This window comes from Castellaniella sp. WN, from assembly GCF_054457555.1.
This window is the reverse complement of the sequence record NZ_JBTKZC010000001.1, coordinates 1,611,427-1,632,632: the sequence shown is the minus strand read 5'-3', so window position 1 is coordinate 1,632,632 and position 21,206 is coordinate 1,611,427. Positions and strand designations below refer to the sequence as shown.

General features: G+C 69.3%; 17 protein-coding genes. 9 read left to right on the top strand and 8 right to left on the bottom strand.

The features are described 5' to 3' along the window. Window positions 1–44: 44 nt before the first annotated feature. The 3 genes from ACTPOE_RS07610 to ompR all read right to left on the bottom strand — a co-directional run bounded on the left by ACTPOE_RS07610 (window position 45) and on the right by ompR (window position 2,860). The gene (locus ACTPOE_RS07610) at window positions 45–593 is read right to left on the bottom strand and encodes a peroxiredoxin (RefSeq protein ID WP_458871612.1); all 549 of its coding nucleotides are present in this window, start codon (window positions 591–593) and stop codon (window positions 45–47) included. Window positions 594–703: 110 nt separating this feature from the next. Next, complete coding sequence (locus tag ACTPOE_RS07605) at window positions 704–2,083, bottom strand: ATP-binding protein (protein ID WP_458871611.1); 1,380 nt, start codon at window positions 2,081–2,083, stop codon at window positions 704–706. Between the two features lie 42 nt (window positions 2,084–2,125). Then, window positions 2,126–2,860, bottom strand: coding sequence for an osmolarity response regulator transcription factor OmpR (ompR, locus tag ACTPOE_RS07600; RefSeq protein ID WP_043680797.1), 735 nt, complete (start codon window positions 2,858–2,860; stop codon window positions 2,126–2,128). A 128-nt stretch (window positions 2,861–2,988) separates the two neighbouring features. Between ompR and tsaB the strand changes: the two genes are divergently transcribed. Both tsaB and ACTPOE_RS07590 read left to right on the top strand, forming a co-directional pair. After that, a complete protein-coding gene (gene tsaB / locus ACTPOE_RS07595; protein WP_458871610.1) occupies window positions 2,989–4,308 on the top strand; it encodes a tRNA (adenosine(37)-N6)-threonylcarbamoyltransferase complex dimerization subunit type 1 TsaB in 1,320 nt (439 codons plus the stop codon). After that, complete coding sequence (locus tag ACTPOE_RS07590; protein ID WP_458871609.1) at window positions 4,305–5,246, top strand: uracil-DNA glycosylase; 942 nt, start codon at window positions 4,305–4,307, stop codon at window positions 5,244–5,246. Before tsaB ends, ACTPOE_RS07590 begins: the two co-directional genes overlap by 4 nt. A gap of 188 nt (window positions 5,247–5,434) precedes the next feature. On the opposite strand, the gene lplT is transcribed toward ACTPOE_RS07590, so the two are convergent. Further along, complete coding sequence (lplT, locus tag ACTPOE_RS07585; protein ID WP_458871608.1) at window positions 5,435–6,739, bottom strand: lysophospholipid transporter LplT; 1,305 nt, start codon at window positions 6,737–6,739, stop codon at window positions 5,435–5,437. A 180-nt stretch (window positions 6,740–6,919) separates the two neighbouring features. Between lplT and smc the strand changes: the two genes are divergently transcribed. The 3 genes from smc (at window position 6,920) to ligA (ending at window position 13,803) form a co-directional block, all read left to right on the top strand. Then, entirely contained in the window at window positions 6,920–10,450 is a 3,531-nt protein-coding gene (gene smc, locus ACTPOE_RS07580) for a chromosome segregation protein SMC (protein ID WP_458871607.1), read from the top strand. Between the two features lie 18 nt (window positions 10,451–10,468). Beyond that, entirely contained in the window at window positions 10,469–11,458 is a 990-nt protein-coding gene (locus ACTPOE_RS07575; RefSeq protein WP_458871606.1) for a cell division protein ZipA C-terminal FtsZ-binding domain-containing protein, read from the top strand. Window positions 11,459–11,526: 68 nt separating this feature from the next. Then, the gene (gene ligA / locus ACTPOE_RS07570) at window positions 11,527–13,803 is read left to right on the top strand and encodes an NAD-dependent DNA ligase LigA (protein WP_458872781.1); all 2,277 of its coding nucleotides are present in this window, start codon (window positions 11,527–11,529) and stop codon (window positions 13,801–13,803) included. 75 nt (window positions 13,804–13,878) lie between these two features. On the opposite strand, the gene ACTPOE_RS07565 is transcribed toward ligA, so the two are convergent. From ACTPOE_RS07565 to msrB, 4 genes are read right to left on the bottom strand one after another with little or no spacing between them, the layout of a single operon-like run. After that, a complete protein-coding gene (locus ACTPOE_RS07565) occupies window positions 13,879–14,673 on the bottom strand; it encodes a peptidylprolyl isomerase (protein ID WP_458871605.1) in 795 nt (264 codons plus the stop codon). Continuing rightward, the gene (locus ACTPOE_RS07560; RefSeq protein WP_458871604.1) at window positions 14,670–14,957 is read right to left on the bottom strand and encodes a BolA family protein; all 288 of its coding nucleotides are present in this window, start codon (window positions 14,955–14,957) and stop codon (window positions 14,670–14,672) included. The genes ACTPOE_RS07565 and ACTPOE_RS07560 overlap by 4 nt, the downstream gene beginning before the upstream one ends. A gap of 37 nt (window positions 14,958–14,994) precedes the next feature. Beyond that, window positions 14,995–15,579, bottom strand: a complete 585-nt coding sequence (locus tag ACTPOE_RS07555; RefSeq protein WP_458871603.1) for a septation protein A — start codon at window positions 15,577–15,579, stop codon at window positions 14,995–14,997. Between the two features lie 16 nt (window positions 15,580–15,595). After that, window positions 15,596–15,982 carry a peptide-methionine (R)-S-oxide reductase MsrB gene (msrB, locus tag ACTPOE_RS07550; protein ID WP_458871602.1) on the bottom strand — a complete coding sequence of 129 codons (387 nt, stop codon included), beginning with the start codon at window positions 15,980–15,982 and terminating at the stop codon, window positions 15,596–15,598. Between the two features lie 231 nt (window positions 15,983–16,213). Between msrB and ACTPOE_RS07545 the strand changes: the two genes are divergently transcribed. The 4 genes from ACTPOE_RS07545 (at window position 16,214) to ACTPOE_RS07530 (ending at window position 21,165) form a co-directional block, all read left to right on the top strand. Further along, a complete protein-coding gene (locus ACTPOE_RS07545; protein WP_458871601.1) occupies window positions 16,214–17,383 on the top strand; it encodes an ABC transporter substrate-binding protein in 1,170 nt (389 codons plus the stop codon). 76 nt (window positions 17,384–17,459) lie between these two features. Next, a complete protein-coding gene (locus ACTPOE_RS07540) occupies window positions 17,460–18,497 on the top strand; it encodes a branched-chain amino acid ABC transporter permease (protein WP_458871600.1) in 1,038 nt (345 codons plus the stop codon). Continuing rightward, entirely contained in the window at window positions 18,497–20,398 is a 1,902-nt protein-coding gene (locus ACTPOE_RS07535) for a branched-chain amino acid ABC transporter ATP-binding protein/permease (RefSeq protein WP_458871599.1), read from the top strand. The genes ACTPOE_RS07540 and ACTPOE_RS07535 overlap by 1 nt, the downstream gene beginning before the upstream one ends. After that, window positions 20,395–21,165, top strand: a complete 771-nt coding sequence (locus ACTPOE_RS07530; RefSeq protein WP_458871596.1) for an ABC transporter ATP-binding protein — start codon at window positions 20,395–20,397, stop codon at window positions 21,163–21,165. The genes ACTPOE_RS07535 and ACTPOE_RS07530 overlap by 4 nt, the downstream gene beginning before the upstream one ends. Window positions 21,166–21,206 lie beyond the last annotated feature (41 nt).

Below are 21,206 nucleotides of genomic sequence, written 5' to 3'. Positions count from 1 at the left end.
ACCGCCACGGCTGAAGGTGGTGTGCGAATTAACCAAATAGGCTGCTACAGCGTGCCGCCTCCGATGGGGCGGTTGCAGGCGCACAGGCCGTCGGTCAGCAGCGCGTCCAGGACGCGCAAGGTTTCCTCGGGGCTGCGGCCGACATTGAAACTGTTGACCGACACGTGCTGGATGATGTTGTCCGGATCGACGATGAAGGTGGCGCGCAGGGCGACGCCTTCGGACTTTTCGCGGATGCCCAGCGGATCGACCAGCGCGCCCGCCGTGTCGCTGAACTGATAGTGGTTGAGCTTGCCCAGTTCGGGGCTGGCGCGCCGCCAGGCGAGCTTGACGTATTCGTTGTCGGTCGAGCCGCCCATGAGGACGGCGCCGCGTTCCTCGAATTCGTCGGCCAGGGCGTTGAAGCCGATGATCTCGGTCGGGCAGACCTGGGTAAAGTCCTTGGGGTAGAAATAGATCACCTTCCATTTTCCGGGGAAGGATGACTCCGTGATGTCCTCGAAGGCCGAGACGCCATTTTCCTCGTGCTGGTTGAATCCGGGCTTGACGCCGGTGACGCGGAAGGCCTCGAGCTTGTCGCCTATGGTTTTCATCGGGGCTCCTGAGATGAGTACGGCCATCGCGGCCGCCACCCCATTCTACGCCATGGGGCCCGTCCGCCGCGCCGCCTGGGGGAGCCTTCCCGAGCCGCGGATGCGCCGCGTCATGTTTTCGCCTGGGCCTTGGCCTTGGGGATCTCGATGCGCGCCAGCAGGCCCTGGGGGGCGTTGGGCGCCAGGGTGAATTTCCCCCCCACCTGGCCCAGCAGCCGTTCGACGATGGACAGGCCCAGGCCGGCGCCGCTGACTCCGGTGCGGGCGGATTCGCCGCGCGCGAAGGGCCGCAGCAGCCGCTGGATGTCGGTCTGGGGGATACCCATGCCCTGGTCGCGGACCTCGATGGTCAACTGGTTGCCGGTCTGGTAGGCGACCAGGCTGATGCGGGCGCGCCCGTCGCTGGCGCTGCGGCCGTAGCGGCGGGCGTTCTCGATCAGGTTGCTGACGATGCGCTTGAGGTCGTTGGCGCTGATCCGCGCCTGCAGGCCGGGCTGGATGGAGGCGCTCAGTTCGCCGCCCAGGGACTCGGTGTGGCTGCGCTCCCGCTCGAACAGGTCCAGTAGCACGCGGGATACATCGATGCCGGCTTCCGGCACCTGGCCGGCCGGGCGCGCGTATTCCATCAACTGGCCGATGCTGTGGTTGATCTGGGCCAGATCCTCGTCGATGGCCTGGCGGGCCTCGTCGGTCATGTGGCTCATCTCGATTTCCAGGCGGATCCGCGCCAGGGGGGTGCGCAGATCGTGGGAAATCCCCGCCAGCATGATTTCCCGGTCGGCCTCGTTCTGCCGCAGGTCGCGCGCCATGCGGTTGAAGGCGATGTTCATGTCGCGGATCTCGACCGGCCCCTTTTCCGGCAGGGGCGTGGGCGTCTCGCCGCGCGCGAGCTGCTGGGCGACCTTGGCCAGCTGGGCCAGGGGCTGGTTGATGAAGCGTACGCTGATGGCCGCCCCCAGCAGCGCCAGCATCAGGGACGCCGCCACCCAGCCCAGCCATTCGCGGCCGGTGGTCAGGCGCAGCTGGTCGCGGTCGAAGACCAGCCAGTACAGGTCCTCGTTGATGTTGAAGCTGATCCAGATGCCGGGAACCTGGTTCACGGACCACATGATGGCTGTCTGGCTGCCCAGGCGGTTGCGGATCTCGCCGGATACGTTGAGCCAGTAGTCTGTGTGGGGCAGAGGCTCCAGCACGTCGGACGGGTCGCGGGGCTGGACGCGCAGGCTCTCCTGGGTGGCCAGGTCCAGCAGCAGGGAGGGGCGCACGGGCGGCGGCGCGTACACCAGAGCCGAGCGCGTGATGCTGACCGTGGTGGCGATCCGCTGCGCCAGCTGGGCGGCCCGGGGGCCTTCCTCGATGTTGAAGACGATCTGCAGCCACGCCCCCAGGCTGACCAGCATCAGGCAGGCGATCAGCAGGAAGGAACGGCTGAACAGCCCCAGGCGCAGCCGGGGACGGATGCCGTGCCGGAGCCGCCTCAGGAAGATCATGGGATGATACGTGCGCGCGGCCCGTGACCGGAAAGGGGTTCCTTACTGGCCGCCGTCGGGCACGAAGACATAGCCCAGGCCCCAGACCGTCTGGATGAAGACCGGCTTGGAGGGATTGGGTTCGATCAGCTTGCGCAGGCGCGAGATCTGGACGTCCAGGCTGCGGTCGAAGGCTTCATATTCGCGGCCCCGGGCCAGTTCCATGAGCTTGTCGCGCGACAGCGGGACCTTGGGGTGGCGGGCGAAGACCTTGAGCACGGAGAATTCTCCGGTGGTGATGGGCACGGCCTCGCCGTTGCGCGTCAGGGTGCGGGTGGACAGATTCAGCACATAGGGGCCGAACTCGACGGATTCGTTTTCCTGGCTGGGGGCGCCAGGGTGTTCTTCCGTGCCGCGGCGACGCAGGATGGCGTTGACCCGGGCCAGCAGTTCGCGCGGGTTGAAGGGCTTGGTGAGGTAGTCGTCGGCACCCATTTCCAGGCCGACGATGCGGTCGATTTCCTCGGCCTTGGCGGTCAGCATGATGATGGGCGTGTTGTCATGGCTGCCCCGCAGGCGGCGGCAGATGGACAGGCCGTCCTCTCCGGGCAGCATCAGATCCAGCACCAGGAGATCGAAGTGTTCCCGCTGCCAGAGCTTGGCCATTTCCTTGGCGTCCTCGGCGACGTAGACGTTGAAGCCCTGTTCGGACAGGTAGCGGCGCAGCAGATCGCGCAGCCGGGGATCATCGTCGACGATGAGGATCTTGCGGGTGAGGGTCTGGGTTTGCGTATTCATGCGGAAAATGTAACAGGGTCGGGAAAGGGGCACCAGCGCTTATCACAAGAAATTACACAATAAGCGTTTGGTCGTCGTTTCGGGAATAAGGCGGAAACTGCCGGCGACTCCTTTAAAATGGCCGGGCCATGGACGATTTTCACATTCTCGCGTTTGAGACATCAAGCACTTTGTGCGGCGTCGCGCTGCTGTCGCGCACGGCCGGCCGGTCGCGGCTGCGCGCGGTCCGGCACGAGGGCCGCAGCGAGCACGCCGAGCGCATCCTGCCCATGGCGCAGGAACTGCTGAGCCAGGCGGGCCTGGCGCGGCGCGACCTGTCGGCGATCGCGTTCGGCCAGGGGCCGGGCGGGTTCACGGGACTGCGCGTGGCCTGCGGGGTCGCCCAGGGCCTGGCCGTGGCGCTGGATGTTCCCGTGCTGCCAGTGGATTCTCTGTGCGCAGTGGCGCTGCAGGGGGCCGGTGAGGATCCCGCCGGGGTCCACGTGGTGCTGCAGGATGCTCGCATGAACGAGGTCTACGCCGCCGCCTACCGGGCGGGCGGCGCGGACTGGGCCACGCTGCAGGCTCCGGCCCTGCTGGCGCGCGCCGACGTGGCCGGCTGGGCCGCCCGCGAGTCGGCGGGCTGGGGCATGCGGGCGGGGGGCGGCTGGACGGCGCATGGCGACGCGCTCGACGTCTTCCCCGGCCTGGATCGCGAGCTCGAGGCCCTGGGCGCGCGGCGCGCCGCGGCGGCGCCGGAAGGCGCGCACGCCCAGGCGGGCACCATCGCCCGGCTGGCGGAACGGGCTTGGCGGGAAGGGCGGGCGGTGGACGCCGCCCTGGCGTCGCCCGCCTACGTGCGCGACAAGGTCGCCTACACCACGGTCGAGCGCGCTGGCGGACTGGGGGGCAATCCTCTAGTCGACGCCGCGACCCTGACCCTGCACGACATGATGCCCGCCGACGTCGACGAGGTCGCCGCCATCGAAGGCCGGGTGCAGTCCTTTCCCTGGACCCGGAAGAATTTCGCCGACGGTCTGGCCGCCGGCTACCGCGGCTGGGTGGTGCGCCGCATGGGAGCGATGCTGGGCTTCGCCCTGGTGATGGACGCGCCGGACATGGCGCACCTGCTGGTCATCGGGGTGCGTCCGGACGCCCAGCGCCAGGGCGTGGGCGCGCGGTTGCTGCGCCGTTGCACCGACCATTGCCGGCAGGCCGGCCTCCCGGCCCTGACGCTGGAAGTCCGCCCCAGCAACGAGCGCGCCATCGCCTTCTATCATCGGTACGGCTTCGCCCAGGTCGGGCTGCGGCGAGGCTATTATCCGGCGGCTCAGGGCCGGGAGGACGCCTGGATCATGACCCTGACCCTGGCGGCGGACGCCGCTCAAGGAAACGCCGGGCCGCCCCAAGTTTCCTTGACCGCCACGGGGGGCGGGCCGGGCATCGCCCGGCCCCGGGGGCGCTCATGACGCCGCGCGCGTCGCTGCGTCCGGGCCAGCTCGCCTGGCTGGCCGAGATCGGCCTGGACACCCATTGGCTGGCGGAGCGCCCGGCGCCGGAGGCGGGGATGCCCATGGCCGAGGGACATGCCGACGCGTCCATGCCGGCGGAGCGGGCATTCATGCCGGCCGAAGCCCGATCGGCGATCGGCGTGCACGCCGATGCGGCGCCCGCCGGAGACGATGGCGTTGCCGTTGCGCAAGCCTCTCCGGCTGTCCGGCCGGAATCCCGTGTTTCGTCGATTCCCGGGCTGGCGCGTGTCCGCGCTCCGGCGGGGCTCGTCGCGCCGCAAGAGCCGGCGCTTGATGCCGTCGCGCCGGCGGATTGCCCTGACCTGTCCGCGCTGGAGGCGGCGGTGTCGGCATGCCGCCGGTGCGGACGGCATGCCCATCGCGCCCTGGCGGTGCCCGGGGCGGGCCCGGCCGCCCGGCCGTACTATCTGATCGTCGGCGAGCAGCCAGGGATCGAGGATGACGCCAGCGGCCGGCCGTTCCAGGGCGACCAGGGCCGCCTGCTGGCGGCCATGCTGGAGGCCGCGCGCCTGCCGCGGGCCGAATCGGCCTATCTGACGTACGTCGTGAAATGCCGTGTCGTGGGCGGACGGGAACCGTCCCCCGAGGACGTCGCGGCCTGCCTGCCCTGGCTGCGGCGGCAGATCGCCTTGCTGAGGCCGCATTGGATCCTGGCGTTGGGCCGGGTGGCTGCGCGGTCGGTGATCGGGATGGACGGGGATCTGGATGAATTGCGCGGCGGTCCGCATCGGCACGTGCCCGACCAGGGCGAGCCGATCCCGGTCTGGGTCACGCACCAGCCCTCGTCGCTGCTGGTGCGATCCGCCCTGAAGGCCGAGGCCTGGCGCGATCTGGCGGGACTGGCGCAGGCGGTGCGGGCCGGGCCGCAGGAGTAATCGTCTTTCGTGTTTTTTGCCGCCGGGCCGCCCCAAGGCAAAAAGCGCCCCCTCGGGGGGCAGCAAGCCGAAGGCGCGGCGTGGGGGTATTTTTCGCCGCCGGGCCGCCCCAAGGCAAAAAGCGCCCCCTCGGGGGGCAGCAAGCCGAAGGCGCGGCGTGGGGGGGTATTTTTCGCCGCCGGGCCGCGTCAGCGCAGCGCCGTTCCATGGCCCGTCTGGCCGATGAGCTGGCTCAGTTCGGGATGGGCGCGGTGGTTGAGCCGGTTCCAGTGGATGAAGACCAGCATCAGGCAGGCCACCAGAATGCCGAACAGCGCGATGATCAGGTTGATGGACAGGCCCAGCCACAGCATCAGGCTGTACATGGCCAGCATCAGCAGGATGTTCAGCTGTTCGTTGAAGTTCTGCACGGCGATCGAATGGCCCGCCGACAGCAGGACGTGGCCGCGATGTTGCAGCAGGGCGTTCATGGGGACGACGAAGAAGCCCGACAGGCCGCCGATCAGCAGCAGCAGGCAGTACACCGTCCAGGTCGTGTAGATGGCCGGCATCAGCAGCACCACCAGACCCATGACCACGCCCACCGGCAGGACCGCCAGCGCGCGGCGCAGCGGCACCCGGCCGGCGCAGACCGCGCCGATCACGGTGCCGAAGGCCGCCACGCCCATCAGCACGGACGCCTGGTCCAGGCGGTAGCCGAGATGCTGGGCGCCCCATTCGATGACAATGAACTGCAGGGTCGCGCCCGCGCCCCAGAACAGCGTGGTGACCGCGAGAGAGATCTGGCCGAGTTTGTCGGACCACAGGATGCGGACGTAGCGGATGAAGTTGCCGATCAGGGCCGCGGGGCGGGTCTGCTGGCGGGGGTAGAAGGCGTGGGTGTCGGGGATCAGCAGATTGCAGAGGGCAGCGGCGACATAGACCAGGCCGATGATCAGGATGGCGCTTTGCGCGGCGTTGTCGGCCAGGCGGTCCACCCAGCCGAATGACATCAGCCAGGCCGAGACCGCCGGGCTGATGAGCAGCCCGCCCAGCACGGTGCCGACGATGACCGACAGTACGGTCAGGCCCTCGATCCAGCTGTTGCCCTTGACCAGCAGTTCGGGCGGCAGCATTTCGGTAACGATGCCGTACTTGGCCGGAGAGTAGGCGGCGGCGCCGATGCCGACGACGGTGTAGGCCACGAAGATCAGGATCAGCTGGTGTTCGTGGCCGAGTCCGAACGCGCCATAGCTGAACATCAGCAGGCAGCCGCAGGTCTTGAGCGCGTTGGTGGCGAACATGACCCGACCTTTGGGGAAGGCGTCGGCAAAGGCGCCGACGAAGGCTGCCAGCACCACATAGGCCAGGGCGAACCACCACTTCATCATGGGTGCCATCCAGTCCGGGCCGCTGAGGTCGGCGATCAGGCCGATGGCGGCGATGAGCAGGGCATTGTCCGCGACGGACGAGAGCGCCTGCGCGGCCATGACCATGTAAAAGCCCTTGTTCAATCGCGGACCCCGAAGTGGTTGACGAAGGGGGCGGATGCCGCGAGGCTCGCCCGTAAAAAAGAGTTGCAGTATAGCGGGTTGCCGCCCGGCGCCGGCGCCGGGCGCGAACTGCCGCCCGGGCCCGGTGCGTTATCATACGCTGTCATCCACGCGCCCCGATTTTCCGTCAGCCCGAGCACCGTGCGCCTCACGCAGATCAAACTTGCCGGATTCAAGTCCTTCGTGGATCCGACCGTGATTCCCACGCCCAGCGAGCTGGTCGGCGTGGTGGGTCCGAACGGCTGCGGCAAGTCCAACATCATCGACGCCGTGCGCTGGGTTCTGGGCGAGACCAAGGCATCCGAACTGCGCGGGTCTTCGATGCAGGACGTGATCTTCAACGGCTCGGGCCAGCGCAAGCCGGCCGCGCGCGCCTCGGTCGAACTGGTGTTCGACAACAGCCAGGGTCGGGCGGCGGGCCAGTGGTCCACTTTCGCGGAAATCGCCGTGCGCCGGGTGCTCACCCGCGATGGCGCCAGCAGCTACTTCATCAACAATCAGCCGGTGCGCCGCCGCGACATCCACGACATCTTCCTGGGAACCGGGCTGGGCGCGCGCGGCTACGCCATCATCGGCCAGGGCATGATCAACCGCCTGATCGAGGCCCGCCCCGAGGAACTGCGCGTCTATCTCGAAGAGGCCGCAGGGGTGTCGCGCTACAAGGAACGCCGCCGCGAGACCGAGAACCGCCTGAACGACACGCGCGAAAACCTGACCCGCCTGGACGACATTCTGCGCGAGCTCGCCAGCCAGCTCGAAAAGCTCGAATCCCAGGCCCGAGTGGCGGCCGACTACCGCGCGTTGCAGGCCGAAGGCGAGCTCAAGCAGCACGCCCTGTGGTTGCTGCGCGAGCAGGCCGCGCGCGAGAGCCGTCAGTCCCTGGCCGCCGAGACCGAACGGGCCCAGGCCGAACTCGAATCGGCGGTGACCGGGTTGCGCGCCCTGGAATCGGACCTGGAGGCCCGTCGCGCCGCGCATTTCGAGGCCAGCGAACGGGTCCACCAAGCCCAGGGCCATCTGTTCGAGGCCGGTGCCCAGGTCAGCCGCCTGGAAGCCGAGATCCGCCACGTGGTCGATTCGCGCAACCGTCTGCAGGTCCGGCGCGCGCAACTGCAGGCCCAGCAGCAGGAATGGGGCGACCAGCGCGCGCACAGCCAGGCCTCGATCGAGGACACCCAGGCGCAAATCGAGGAAGCCGAGGCCCGGGCGGAACAGTTGGCCGAACAGGCGCAAAGCGCCCAGGACGGCCTGCCGGAACTCGACGCCCGGCTGCGCGACCTGGCCGCCCAGCGGGACGAATGGCGCCGCGTGCTGGCGCGCACCGAGCAGGATCTGGCGCTGGTCGCGCAGTCCCAGCGGGACGCCGACGGCCAGTGGCGCGCCCTGGAGGACCGCCGCGCGCGCCTGGAAGACGAACGCGCCGCCCTGGGGGCGCCCGACCCGGCCGAACTGCAGCGCTGGGCGGGGGAATGCGCCGTCGCCCAGGAACGCCTGGAAGAAGCCCAGGCGCGCCTGCTGGAACTCGAGTCCCGCCTGCCGGACCTGGAAGCCGCACGGGCGGATGCTCTGCAGGCCAGCCAGGCGGCCCGGCTGGACCTCGAAAGGCTCGACGCGCGCCGCCAGGCCCTGATCGCGCTGCAGGAGAAGATCCAGTCCGAGGACGCGCTGGAGCCCTGGCTGCAGCGCCAGGAACTAGGCGGCCTGACGCGCCTGTGGCAGCAGCTGCAGGTCGACGCGGGCTGGGAAACCGCCCTGGAAGCCGTGCTGCACGAACGCATGAACGCCCTGGGCCTGCGCACGCTGGATCACGTGCGCGCCTTTGCCCAGGACGCGCCGCCCGCGCGCCTGGCCTTCTACCAGGTGCCCGGCGATGCCGGGCAGCCCGCGGCGGCGGGGCCTGACGCGCGCCTGCTGGATTTCGTCCATGCGCGCGACGCCGCCCTGCAGTCCCTGCTGGCCGTGTGGCTGCGCGATGTGCGCGTGGCCGGCGACCTGGGCGCCGCCATCGCCCGGCGCGGCGAATTGCCCCCGGGCGGCGTCTGGGTGCTGCGCGACGGCCACCGGGTCGATGCCTGCAGCGTGCGCTTTTACGCGGCCGATTCGGAACAGGCCGGCCAACTGGCGCGCCGGCAGCAGATCGACAACCTGGCCCTGGAAATCCGCGCGGCGCAACTGATCGCCGATCAGGCCCTGGACGCCCACGCCCAGGCCGATGCCGTCTGCCGCAACCTGGCCCAGGCGCTGCCGCCCGCGCGCCAGCAGATCGCCGAGCGCATGCGGGCGCAGCACGACGCGCAGATCCGCCACCAGCAGCTCAGCCAGCAGGCGGCGCAGTCCGACGAGCAATCCCGCCGCCTGGAACGCGACCTGCGGGAACTGGCCGAGCAGCAGGCCGCGCTGGACGCCCGGCGGGCCGAAGCCGAAGCCCGTTTCGAGTCCCTGGACCAGGTTCTGGCCGAACAGCAGGAACGCCTGGCGGACCTGGACCTGCGGGTGGAAGACCTGTCCCGGCAGGCCGAGCAGTCCCGCCAGCGGGGCCGCGACCAGGAGCGCGCCGCCCAGGAGGCCGAATACGCCGTGCGCACCTTGCGCCACCGGCTGGACGAACTGCGCCGCACCCTGCAGCTGGCCGAGGACCAGGCCCGTCGCTCGGGAACCGAGCTCGAGTCTCTCCAGGGCGAGCTGTTCGAACTGGACGAATCCATGGCCCAGGCCGGCCTGCAGGAGGCGCTCGAGACCCGGGCCGCGAGCGAAGAAGCCCTGCGCGAGGCGCGGCTGGAGCAGGATCGGGCGGCCGCCGCCCTGCGCGAGGCCGACGAGGGCCGGCTGACGCTGGAACGCGGCCTGGATCCCTTGCGGGCGCGCATCACCGAATTGCAGCTCAAGGAACAGGCCTCGCGCCTGTCGGTCGAGCAGTTCGCCGAACAGCTCGACGCCCGCCAGGTGGACCGCGACGCCCTGCGCCGCCACCTGGACGAGCAACCGCCCCAGTGGCGGCGCCTGGACTGGCTGCAGTCCGAAGTCCAGCGCATCACGCGGAACATCGAATCGCTGGGCGCCGTGAACCTGGCGGCGCTGGACGAGCTGACGGCGGCGCGGGATCGCAAGGGATTCCTGGACGCCCAGCATGCCGATCTGCTGGCGGCCATCGACACCCTGGAGAACGCGATCCGCCGCATCGACCGCGAGACCCGCGAACTGCTGTCGCAGACTTTCGAGACGGTCAATGGTCATTTCGGCGAGCTGTTCCCCCGGCTGTTCGGCGGCGGCGAGGCCCGCCTGACCATGACAGGCGAGGAGATCCTGGACGCCGGCGTACAGGTCATGGCGCAGCCGCCGGGCAAGCGCAACAGCACCATCCACCTGCTTTCGGGCGGCGAGAAGGCCTTGACGGCGACGGCCTTGGTGTTCGCCTTGTTCAAGCTCAATCCGGCGCCGTTCTGCCTGCTCGACGAGGTCGATGCGCCGCTGGACGACGCCAATACCGAACGGTACGCGAACCTGGTGCGCGGCATGAGCGACCAGACGCAGTTTCTGTTCATCTCACACAACAAAATCGCCATGCAGATGGCTCGGCAACTGGTCGGGGTGACCATGCAGGAACAGGGCGTGTCGCGGATCGTGGCCGTGGACATGGACTCGGCCCTGCAATGGGCGGCCGAGGTAGCCTGATCCGGATAAGAGGACTTTATGAGCGACTTGCAGATCTTGCTGATTTCGATCGGGGTGGCGCTGATCGTCGTCGTCCTGCTGTACAACGCGTGGCAGGACTGGCGGGCGCGGCGCAGCATGCGCCAGTCGCTGCCGGAGGCCGGCCACGACGTGCTGATGCGCGACGCCGGGCCCCGGCGAGAGCCGGGCCTGTGGCCGGCCGGCCGTCCCGCGGCCGACGACGGCGCGGAAGCCGACCCCGTCTGCGAAGCGGTCATCGACATCGCCCTGGCCCATTCCGTGGCGGGCGAGTCCCTGGCCGAGGCCCTGCGCTCCATCGGCCGCGTCGGCAAGAAGCCCGTCCGCGTGTTCGTGGAGCGCGAGGGGGGCGGCCATCGCGCCGAGGCGCTGCCGGGCGAGTCCTACGTGTCGCTGCAGCTGGCGGTGGTGCTGGCCAACCGCGGCGGTCCGCTGACGGCCATCGAATGGTCGAATCTCTGGACCCTGGCGCAGAATCTGGCCGAGCGCTTCGAGGGCCTGATCGAGGCTCCGGACCAGGACGTGGTGCTGCGCCAGGCGGCTGATCTGGACGCGCGCTGCGCCGCCATGGACGCCCAGGTCGGGCTGATCCTGCAACTGGCTCAGCCGCGTCCCGTATCCGCGATCATCCGGTCGGCCGCCGAGGCGGGCTTCGTCCAGTCGCGCGGGCAGTGGGCCTGGATGGCGGAAAACGGCCTGCCGCGTTTCGCCTTGCAGATCGAGGCTCCGGAAGACGAATCCGCGCATCGCGTCGACCTGGTCCTGGACGTGCCCAACAGCCTGCCCGACGACCAGGCCTTCAGCCGCATGGTGACCGTGGGGCGCGACCTGGCCGCACGCCTGGATGCCCACGTGCTGGACGACCAGGGCCGCACTTTCCAGGACAGCTCGTCGCCCGCCATCGACCGGCAGATCAGCGCCCTGTACGACCAGTTGGACCAGGCCGGCTTCCTGGCCGGCACGGACCGCGCGGCACGGGTATTCTCGTGACCGGACGCTCCGACAAGGACGCCGCCCGCCGGGACGACGCGCGGCCGGACACGGCCGCGCCGGACGGTGTGGACACCGAAGCCCGCGAAGCCGCCGATAGGCGACGCCTGGAGGACCTGCGCGTCGAGATCGAGACCCACAACCGCCGCTATTACATCGAGGACGCGCCCTCCGTCTCGGACGCGCAGTACGACCGCCTGATGGCCGAACTGCAGACCATCGAGCGGAATCATCCCGACTGGGTGACGCCGGATTCTCCCACGCAACGGATCGGCGCGGCGCCGCTGGATCATTTCGCCACCGTGCGGCATGCTGTGCGCATGCTGTCGCTGAGCAACGCTTTCGAAGCCGGGGACATCGTCGCCTTCGACGAGCGGGTCGTTTCCACCCTGATCGGATCCGGCCTGCTGGATGAGTCCGGACACGGAGCGGTCCCCGCGGACGGCTCCGTGCCTGACGAATCCGAGCGGCATGCAGGCCGCGAGGTGGACAAGTCCGGACACGGAGCGGTCCCCGCGGACGGCTCCGTGCCTGACGAATCCGAGCGGCATGCAGGCCGCGAGGTGGACAAGCCACGCCGCGGACCGCCGGGGCCCGGCGTGGCCTATGTTGCGGAATACAAGTTCGACGGCCTGGCGGTCAGCCTGCGCTACGAGGGGGGGCGTCTGGTCCAGGCGGCGACCCGGGGCGACGGCACCCGGGGCGAGGACATCACCGCCAATATCCGCACGCTGCGCTCGGTGCCTTTGCGCCTGCGGGGCGGAGACGTGCCCGCCGTGCTGGAGGTGCGTGGCGAGGTCCTGATGGCGCGGGCCGATTTCGCGCGGCTGAACGAGGCCCAGGTGGCCCGGGGCGAGAAGCCCTTCGTCAATCCGCGCAATGCGGCGGCCGGCAGCCTGCGCCAGCTGGATCCACGCGTGACGGCGACCCGGCCGCTGCGCTTCTACGCCTATGGCTGGGGGCGGATCCAGGACGGCGCCGGCGTCGAACTGCGGCCGCGCCCGACCCATTCCGGGATGCTCGACTGGCTGGCCGGCTTCGGCTTCGCCGTCAGCCCCGACCGGACGCTGTGCCGGGGAGCCTTGGCCCTGCTGCGTTTCTACGAGATCGCGGGGGTGTCCCGCGCGAGCCTTCCCTACGAAATCGACGGGGTGGTCTACAAGGTCGATGACCTGCGCGCCCAGGACGTCCTGGGCTTCGTCGCGCGCGCGCCGCGCTTCGCCATCGCGCACAAGTTCCCGGCCCAGGAGGAAACCACCCGGCTGATCGGCATCGACGTCCAGGTGGGGCGCACCGGGGCGCTGACGCCGGTGGCCCGGCTGCAGCCGGTCTTCGTCGGCGGCGTGACCGTCACCAACGCCACGCTGCACAACGAGGACGAGATCCGCCGCAAGGACGTGCGCATCGGCGACACCGTGGTGGTGCGCCGCGCGGGCGACGTGATCCCCGAAATCGTCGGGCCGGTGCTCGCGTTGCGCCCGGCGGCGGTGGATCGAACTTCCGAAGGGGCCGAAGGCACGTATTTCGTGCTGCCCAAGACGTGCCCGGTCTGCGGCTCGGCGGTGGAACGTCCGGAGGGCGAGGCCATCGCCCGCTGCACCGGCGGGCTGTTTTGCCCTGCGCAGCGCAAGCAGACCCTGTGGCATGCCGCCAGCCGCAAGGCCCTGGACATCGACGGCCTGGGCGACAAGTTGATCGAGCAGTTGGTGGACAACGACAAGGTCCGCACCCTGGCCGATCTGTACAAGCTGGCGGATCCGTCCGGTGGAGGAGAATTGGAGCTGTCCACCTATCCCCGCATGGGCGCGAAGTCGGCGCGCAACCTGGTGGAGGCGATCAACCAGCGCCGCCGCCCGGCCCTGTCCCGCCTGCTGTACGCCCTGGGCATCCGCCATGTCGGCGAGACCACGGCGCGCGACGTGGCGCGGCATTTCGGCTCCATCGAGGCGATCATGGATGCCTCGGAGGAGGAACTGCTGCGGGTGCCGGACGTCGGCCCGGTGGTGGCGGCCTCGATCCGGCGCTTCTTCGCCGAGGCGCACAACCGCGAGGTCATCGCCGCGCTACGGACCGTCGGGGTCGAACCCCAGGCCGACGCCGCACCTGTCGGCGAGAAGCCTCTGGCGGGCAAGACGCTGGTGCTGACGGGCACCCTGCCGACTCTGAGCCGCGACGAGGCCACACGCCTGATCCTTGCCGCCGGCGGCAAGGTCAGCGGCTCGGTGTCGCGCAAGACCGCCTGGGTGGTGGCCGGCGACGAGGCCGGCAGCAAGCTCGCCAAGGCCGAGGATCTGGGCGTATCCGTGATCGACGAGGCCGGTCTGAAGGCGCTGCTGGGCCTCTGAACCAATGAAAAATGGCCTCCCGTCGGGAGGCCATTCGCGCGAGGCAGACTGCGCGGCGTGGGGGGTGGGGGGCCTTTACTTCGCGGCTTCCTTGTCCACGATCTTGGCGTCCTTCATCAGGCTCTTCTGGTAATTGGCCAGGGTCTGCTGGCGCATCATCTCCTCCAGCTGGGGCTTGGCTTCCTCGAAGGACGGGAAGGCGATCGGACGCACGTCCTCGACCTGGATCACGTGCCAGCCGAATTGCGTCTGCACGGGCTGGGCGCTGAGGTCGCCCTTCTTCATGCTTTCCACGGCCCGGGCGAATTCGGGCACGTAGTTGCTGGTCGGGCCCCAGCCCAGTTCGCCGCCATTCTTGCCGCTGCCGGTGTCGATCGAGTCCTTCTTCGCGGCGGCCTCGAACGAGGTCTTCTTCGCCTTGATCGACTTGATCAGGTCCTTGGCTTTGGCCTCGTCCTTGACCAGGATGTGGCGCAGCTTGTATTCCTGGCGCGAGGCCTGCTCGGCCTTGATCGTGTCGTATTCCTTCTTCAGGTCGGCTTCGCTGACGGGATGGTCCTTCAGGTACCTGGCCATCAGGGCGCGTACCAGGATGCTTTGCGAGGCCAGCTCGGTTTCCTGCTGGACGGCGGGGTCCTTCTGCAGGCCGGCCTTCTCGGCGGCCTGGACCGCCACCAGGCGGTTGATCATTTCCTGCTTGACCTGGGCGCGCAATTGCGGCGTATCCTGGGCGCCCTGGGTGACCAGCATGCCGACGAACTGGTCGAATTTGGCCTGGGAGATGCCCTGGCCGTTGACGGTGGCGATGTCCTTGGCCCAGACCGGCAGCGTCAGGGAGCAGGCCAGGGCGACAGCAGCGATACGTTTCATGAAAATCCTTCGATGGGAGGGGTGCCGGCCTCGATGGCCAGGGCGTGGATCGGATGGGGCATCAGATCCCGCACGCAATCATACACAAGACGATGGCGGGCGAGGGTGCCGAGCCCCTGGAATTGCTTAGACACGATGCGGACGCGAAAGTGCTGCGCGCCGCCCCGGGCGCCGGCGTGGCCGGCGTGCAGATGGGATTCGTCGACGAGATCCAGCCGCGCGGGATCGAGCGCGGCCAGTCGTTCGGCCAGTACGGCCTTCAGGTCGGTGTCGGCGGGGTTCATGGGCGGTCTCCCGGGGCGACGGCCGCGGCGCGCGGGCTCATCCGCGCGGCTCGCTGTCGGGCGCGTCGGCCCCGGGCGCGGCGGTTTCGGTCTGGATGTGCCGGCCCAGCCACAGGGACTGCGCCACCACGAACAGCAGCAGCAGGATCATCAGGCCGAAGACCTTGAAATTGACCCACTGCGCCTCGGTGAAGCGGCCGGAAAAGGCCACATACAAGTTCAGGACGCCGGAGGCGACGAAGAACCCGGCCCAGCTGTCGTTCAGGCGGTTCCAGGCGCGCTCGGGCAGGGCGACCTTGTCGCCCATCAGGTGGCGCATCAGGTTGCGGCCGGTGAACAGGCGCGCGCCCATCAGGATGGCGGCGAACAGCCAGTACAGGACCGTGGGCTTCCACTTGATGAAGGTGTCGTCGTGGAGCAGCAGGGTCGCGCCACCGAACACGACGATCACCGTCAGGTTGATCCAGTGCGTGGGTTCGATCGCGCGGCCGGTCAACCGCAGCCAGAGAATCTGCAGAACGGCCGCCGCCATGGCCGTTCCGGTGGCGACGTAGATGTCGGCGAAGCGGAAGGCCAGGAAAAACAGGATCAGCGGGAAGAGGTCGAAGAGGAATTTTTTCATTCAGGCATTCGCTCGGTCATTCAGCCGGGATGAATTTCAGGGACAGGGAGTTGATGCAGTAGCGCAGTCCGGTGGGGGGTGGGCCGTCGGGGAACACGTGGCCCAGGTGGGCGTCGCAGACGGCGCACAGAATCTCGGTGCGGATCATGCCGTGGCTGGTGTCGCGCAGTTCGCGCACGCGGTCGGCGGCCACCGGCTGGAAATAGCTGGGCCAGCCGCAGCCCGCGTCGAATTTCGTATCCGAGGCGAACAGCGGGGTGCCGCAGCAGACGCAGACGTAGGTGCCTGTCCGGGCGGTGTCCCAGTAGCGTCCCGAGAAGGGCCGTTCGGTGTGCTTCAGCCGCGTGACCGCGTATTCGTCGGGGGAAAGCCGCGCGCGCCATTCGGCGTCTGTCTTGTCCACGAGGAATCTGTCCAGAACTTCACTTCAATCCTCCATCTTAATCGACTTTGGCCCTGATGGCGGAGGATGTTCAAGGGGAGATCTGGCGCGACCACACGGTGATCTTCCACCGCGTGGCAGCAAATTGCGTCGGGCTGCGATAATATGACGCCCGTTCATGTGCTTATGCCTCGGCCCGCCGGGTTCGCGGCCATGAATTGCACGATCCGTCAAAAACATTCGGAGACAAACATGACATTCCCGGTTTCCATGCGGCTCACTCTGGGCGCGGCCGCGCTGCTGGCCGTGCTGCCCCTGGCCGCCACGGCCCAGATCAAGGTCGGCGTGACGGTGTCGTCCACCGGGCCGGCCGCTTCCCTGGGCATTCCCGAACGCGACACGGTGGCCCTGCTGCCCACGGAGATCGGCGGCCAGGCCGTGCGGTACATCGTGCTGGACGATGCCACCGACACCACCCAGGCGGTGAAGAACATCCGCAAGCTCACGGCCGACGACCACGTCGACGTGGTGCTGGGCACCTCCGTGACCCCGGCCTCGCTGGCCATGTCGGATGTGGCCGCCGAAACCGGCACGCCCATGATCAGCGTGGCCGCCAACGCCAAGCTCGTCGAGCCCGTGGACGGCCCGCGCAAGTGGGTCTACAAGACGCCGCAGAACGACGCGCTGATGGCCGCCGCCCTGGCGGACGCGATGGTCAAGCAGCACGTCAAGACCCTGGGCTTCATCGGCTTCAGCGATGCCTATGGCGACGGCTGGCTGCAGGAAATGAAGGCCGCCGCCGAGGCCAAGGGTATCAAGGTCGTGGCGGCCGAACGCTTCGCCCGGCCCGATACCAGCGTCACCGGCCAGGTCCTGAAGCTGCTGTCGGCCAAGCCCGACGGCATCCTGATCGCCGCCTCGGGCACGCCGGTGGCCCTGCCGCAGCGCGAACTGGTCGACCGCGGCTACAAGGGCCACATCTACCAGACCCACGGTGCGGCCAACAACGACGTGCTGCGGGTCTGCGGCAAGGCCTGCGAAGGCATGATCCTGCCGGCCGGCCCGCTGCTGGTGGCGGCCCAGCTGCCCGACAGCAACCCGGTCAAGGCCAGCGCCCTGGTGTACGTCAAGGCCTACGAGGCCAAGTACGGCGCGGGCACGACCAACACCTTCGGCGGCCACATGTGGGACGCGGGCCAGTTGATCAACGACGCCATCCCTCGCGCCCTGAAGACCGGCGCCAAGCCGGGCACGCCGGAATTCCGCGCGGCCCTGCGCGACGCGCTGGAACAGGTCAAGGAACTGCCCGCCTCCCAGGGCGTCTTCACCCTGAGCCCGACCGACCACGCCGGCCTGGACGAGCGTGGCCGCGTCATGGTGCGGGTCGTCGACGGCAAGTGGACCTACCAGCCGGATCTGTGATGTCGCGCGGCGCCTTCCCACCCTCCTTGTCCGGGGCCGGCCGGCGGCCCGTTCCGGACGCCGGCGGAGAGGCGCCGTGGATCTGACCATCGCGCTGATCCTGCTGCAGGACGGCATCCTGAACGGCGCCATCTACGCCCTGTTGGGCCTGGCGCTGGTGCTGGTGTTCGTGGTGACGCGGGTGATCCTGATCCCCCAGGGGGAATTCGTCACCTTCGGCGCCCTGTCCCTGGCCTTTCTCGCCAATGGCCGGGTGCCGGGGACGGCGCACCTGCTGGTGCTGATGGGTGTGCTGGTGTGCCTGGCCGAGGCGGTTTCCTGCTGGCGGGCGCGCCAGTGGCGCGGCTACGGCCGCACCCTGGGCTGGGCGCTGGTACTGCCCCTGGCGCTGGAGGCCCTGGCGCCGCTGGCGGCCGGACCGGACGTGCCGCTGGCCCTGCGCGTGCTGTTCGCGCTGGCACTGGTGGTGCCCATGGGGCCGATGATTTACCGCCTGGTGTACCAGCCTGTGGAGCAGGCCAGTGTGCTGGTGCTGCTGATCGTATCGGTCGCCGTGCATTTCGCCTTGACCGGCCTGGGACTGCTGTTCTTCGGCGCCGAGGGCTGGCGCGCCCCGGCCCTGGTCGAGGGCACGGTGCAGATCGGGCCGGTGGCCTGGACCGCGCAGACCTTCGCGGTGCTGGCCACCTGCGCCGTACTGATCGGCGGGCTGTGGCTGTTCTTCAGCCGCACCCTGTACGGCAGCGCCCTGCGGGCCACCGCCGTCAACCGGCGCGGCGCGCGGCTGGTGGGCATCAGCACGCGGGTGGCAGGCAGCCTGACCTTCACCCTGGCGGCCGGCATCGGCGCGCTGTCGGGCATGCTGATCGCCGCCATCACCACCATCTATTACGACACGGGCTTCCTGATCGGCCTGAAGGGCTTCGTGGCGGCCATTTTCGGCGGCCTCGTCAGCTACCCGGCCGCCGCGGCGGGCGCCCTGTTCGTCGGCGTCCTGGAGGCCTTCGCCTCCTTCTGGGCCAGTCCCTTCAAGGAAGCCATCGTCTTCACCCTGATCATCCCGGTCCTGCTGTGGCGCTCGTTCGGCAGCGTCCACCTGGACGAGGAGGACTGATGCGGCCGCGCCAGCTCCTGATGATCCTGGTCCCGGTCCTGGCGCTGCTGCCCTGGATCCCGGGCGTGTCCGCCTTCTGGATCACCCAGATGAACTACATCGGGCTCTACAGTCTGGTGGTGCTGGGGCTGGTCCTGCTGACCGGCGTCGGCGGGCTGACGTCCTTCGGCCAGTCGGCTTTCGTCGGCCTGGGAGCCTATTCCACGGCCTGGCTGACGACGGCGGCGGGCGTGTCCCCCTGGCTGGGCCTGGTCGCGGGCCTGCTGCTGACCTGCCTGGTGGCGTATGTGTTGGGGGCCATTACGCTGCGCCTGTCCGGCCACTACCTGCCTCTGTGCACCCTGGCCTGGTGCCTGGCACTGTACTACCTGTACGGCAACCTGGATTTCCTGGGGCGCTACGACGGCATCGCGGGCATACCGCCGCTGTCGGTCGGCGGCTGGTCCCTGGGGACCGGGCCGCGCATGTACCTGCTGATCTGGCTGGTCCTGCTGCTCGCCCTGTGGGCCACGCACAACCTGCTGGATTCCAGGTCGGGGCGGGCGATCCGCGCCCTGCGCAGCGGCTCCATGGCCGAATCCTTCGGCGTCGATCTGGCGCACTACAAGGTCGTCATCTTCGTCTACGCCGCGCTGCTGGGCTGCGTGTCGGGCTGGTTGTACGCGCACATGCAGCGCGCCGTCAGCCCCAGCCCCTTTGGCCTGGGTTACGGCATCGAATACCTGTTCATGGCCGTGGTGGGTGGTTCGGGCAGCGTCTGGGGCGCGGTGGCGGGCGCCGCCGCCATCCTGATCGTCAAGGACCAGTTGCAGAACGTCCTGCCCGGCCTGGTGGGCACTACCGCCAACCTGGAAATGCTGGCCTTCGGTGTGCTGATGATCCTGGTGCTGCAGTTCGCCCGCGACGGCCTGTGGCCTGTGCTGGCACGGCTGTGGCGGCTGCTGGGTGGGCGCGCCGAGTCCGATGGCCATGATCCCGCGATTCTGGCCGCCGCGCCCGAGTTGGCGCGCCGGCCCGCGCCCGATGCCGGCGACCTGGTCCTGGAGGTCGATCGCGCGCGCAAGGAATTCGGCGGTCTGGTGGCGGTCAACGACATCAGCTTCCGTCTGCGGGCGGGCGAGATCATGGGGCTGATCGGCCCCAACGGGGCGGGCAAGAGCACCACCTTCAATCTCATCAGCGGCGTGGCGCCCCTGTCCGGTGGCGCGGTGCGCTTCATGGGGGACCGCATCGACGGCCTGCCGGCGCGCGAGATCGCCCGCCTGGGGATGGCGCGCAGCTTCCAGCACGTGCAGTTGCTGCCGGACATGAGCGTGCTGGAAAATGTCGCGCTGGGCGCCCATCTGCGCAGCCATGCCGGTGTGGTGACGGCCGCGCTGCGCCTGGACCGGACCGCCGAGGCGTCCCTGCTGCGCGAGGCCGCGCGCCAGATCGAGCGGGTGGGCCTGGGCGACGTGATCGACCGGCCGGCCGGCAGCCTGCCGCTGGGCCGCCAGCGCATCGTGGAAATCGCCCGGGCGCTGTGCTGCGATCCTATCCTGTTGCTGCTCGATGAGCCGGCGGCCGGCCTGCGCTACCAGGAAAAGCAGGCACTGGCGGCGGTGCTGGACCAGTTGCGCAGCGAGGGCATGAGCCTGTTGCTGGTCGAGCACGACATGGATTTCGTGATGAACCTCACCGATCATCTGCTGGTCATGGATTTCGGCACGAAGCTGGCCGAGGGCGTTCCGGCGGACATCCAGCGCAATCCGGCCGTGCTGGAAGCCTACCTGGGTGGTCTGGACGAGAGCTGGGATGAGGAGCCTGGACGCGGAGTTCCCGCGGACTGTCCCGTGCCAGGAGGATCCGGACGGCTGGCCGGCAGCGGGGTGGACGGCGCGCAGCCCGGGGGAGCCTCATGAGCGCCGGGAATCCGTCCACGGCCATCCCCATCCTGTCGGTCCGGGGCCTGTCGGCGCACTATGGCAAGGTGGCCGCCCTGGATCCCATCGACCTGACGGTGGGCCGGGGCGAGATCGTGACCGTCATCGGCGCCAACGGCGCCGGGAAATCGACGCTGCTGGGCGCCATCATGGGGGCGCTGCCCCTGCGGGGACACAGCCGGGGCTCGATCATGTTCCAGGGCAGCGAAGTGCGGGGCTGGGACATCGAGCGCCGCGTCGGCCAGGGCCTGTCGCTGGTGCCGGAGCGGCGGGAATTGTTCGCCAGCATGTCCGTGCGCGACAACCTCCTGCTGGGGGGATTCCGCCTGTACCGCGCCGGCGTGCGAGGCTGGCGCGATACCCTGGACGAGGTCTACGCCCTGTTTCCGCGCTTGAAGGAGCGCGCCGGTCAGGCGGCGGGGACGCTGTCGGGCGGCGAGCGCCAGATGCTGGCGTTGGGCCGCGCCCTGATGGCGCGCCCGGCGCTGCTGATGCTCGATGAGCCCAGCTTGGGCCTGGCACCCCGGGTGGTCCGCGAGATTTTCCAGACCATCGCGCAACTGCGCAGCACCGGCGTGTCCATCCTGCTGGTGGAACAGAACGCTCGCGCGGCCTTGCACGTGGCCGACCGGGGCTACGTCCTGGAGACCGGCGCCGTCGTCCTGGAAGGCGAGGCCCGCATGCTGGCCGGCCACCCTCGGGTCATCGAAAGCTATTTGGGACTTGCCGGGGCGAGTCGGGACTGATCGCAGTCCTTTGCGGACTGCGATCAGCCTGACGAGCCGGA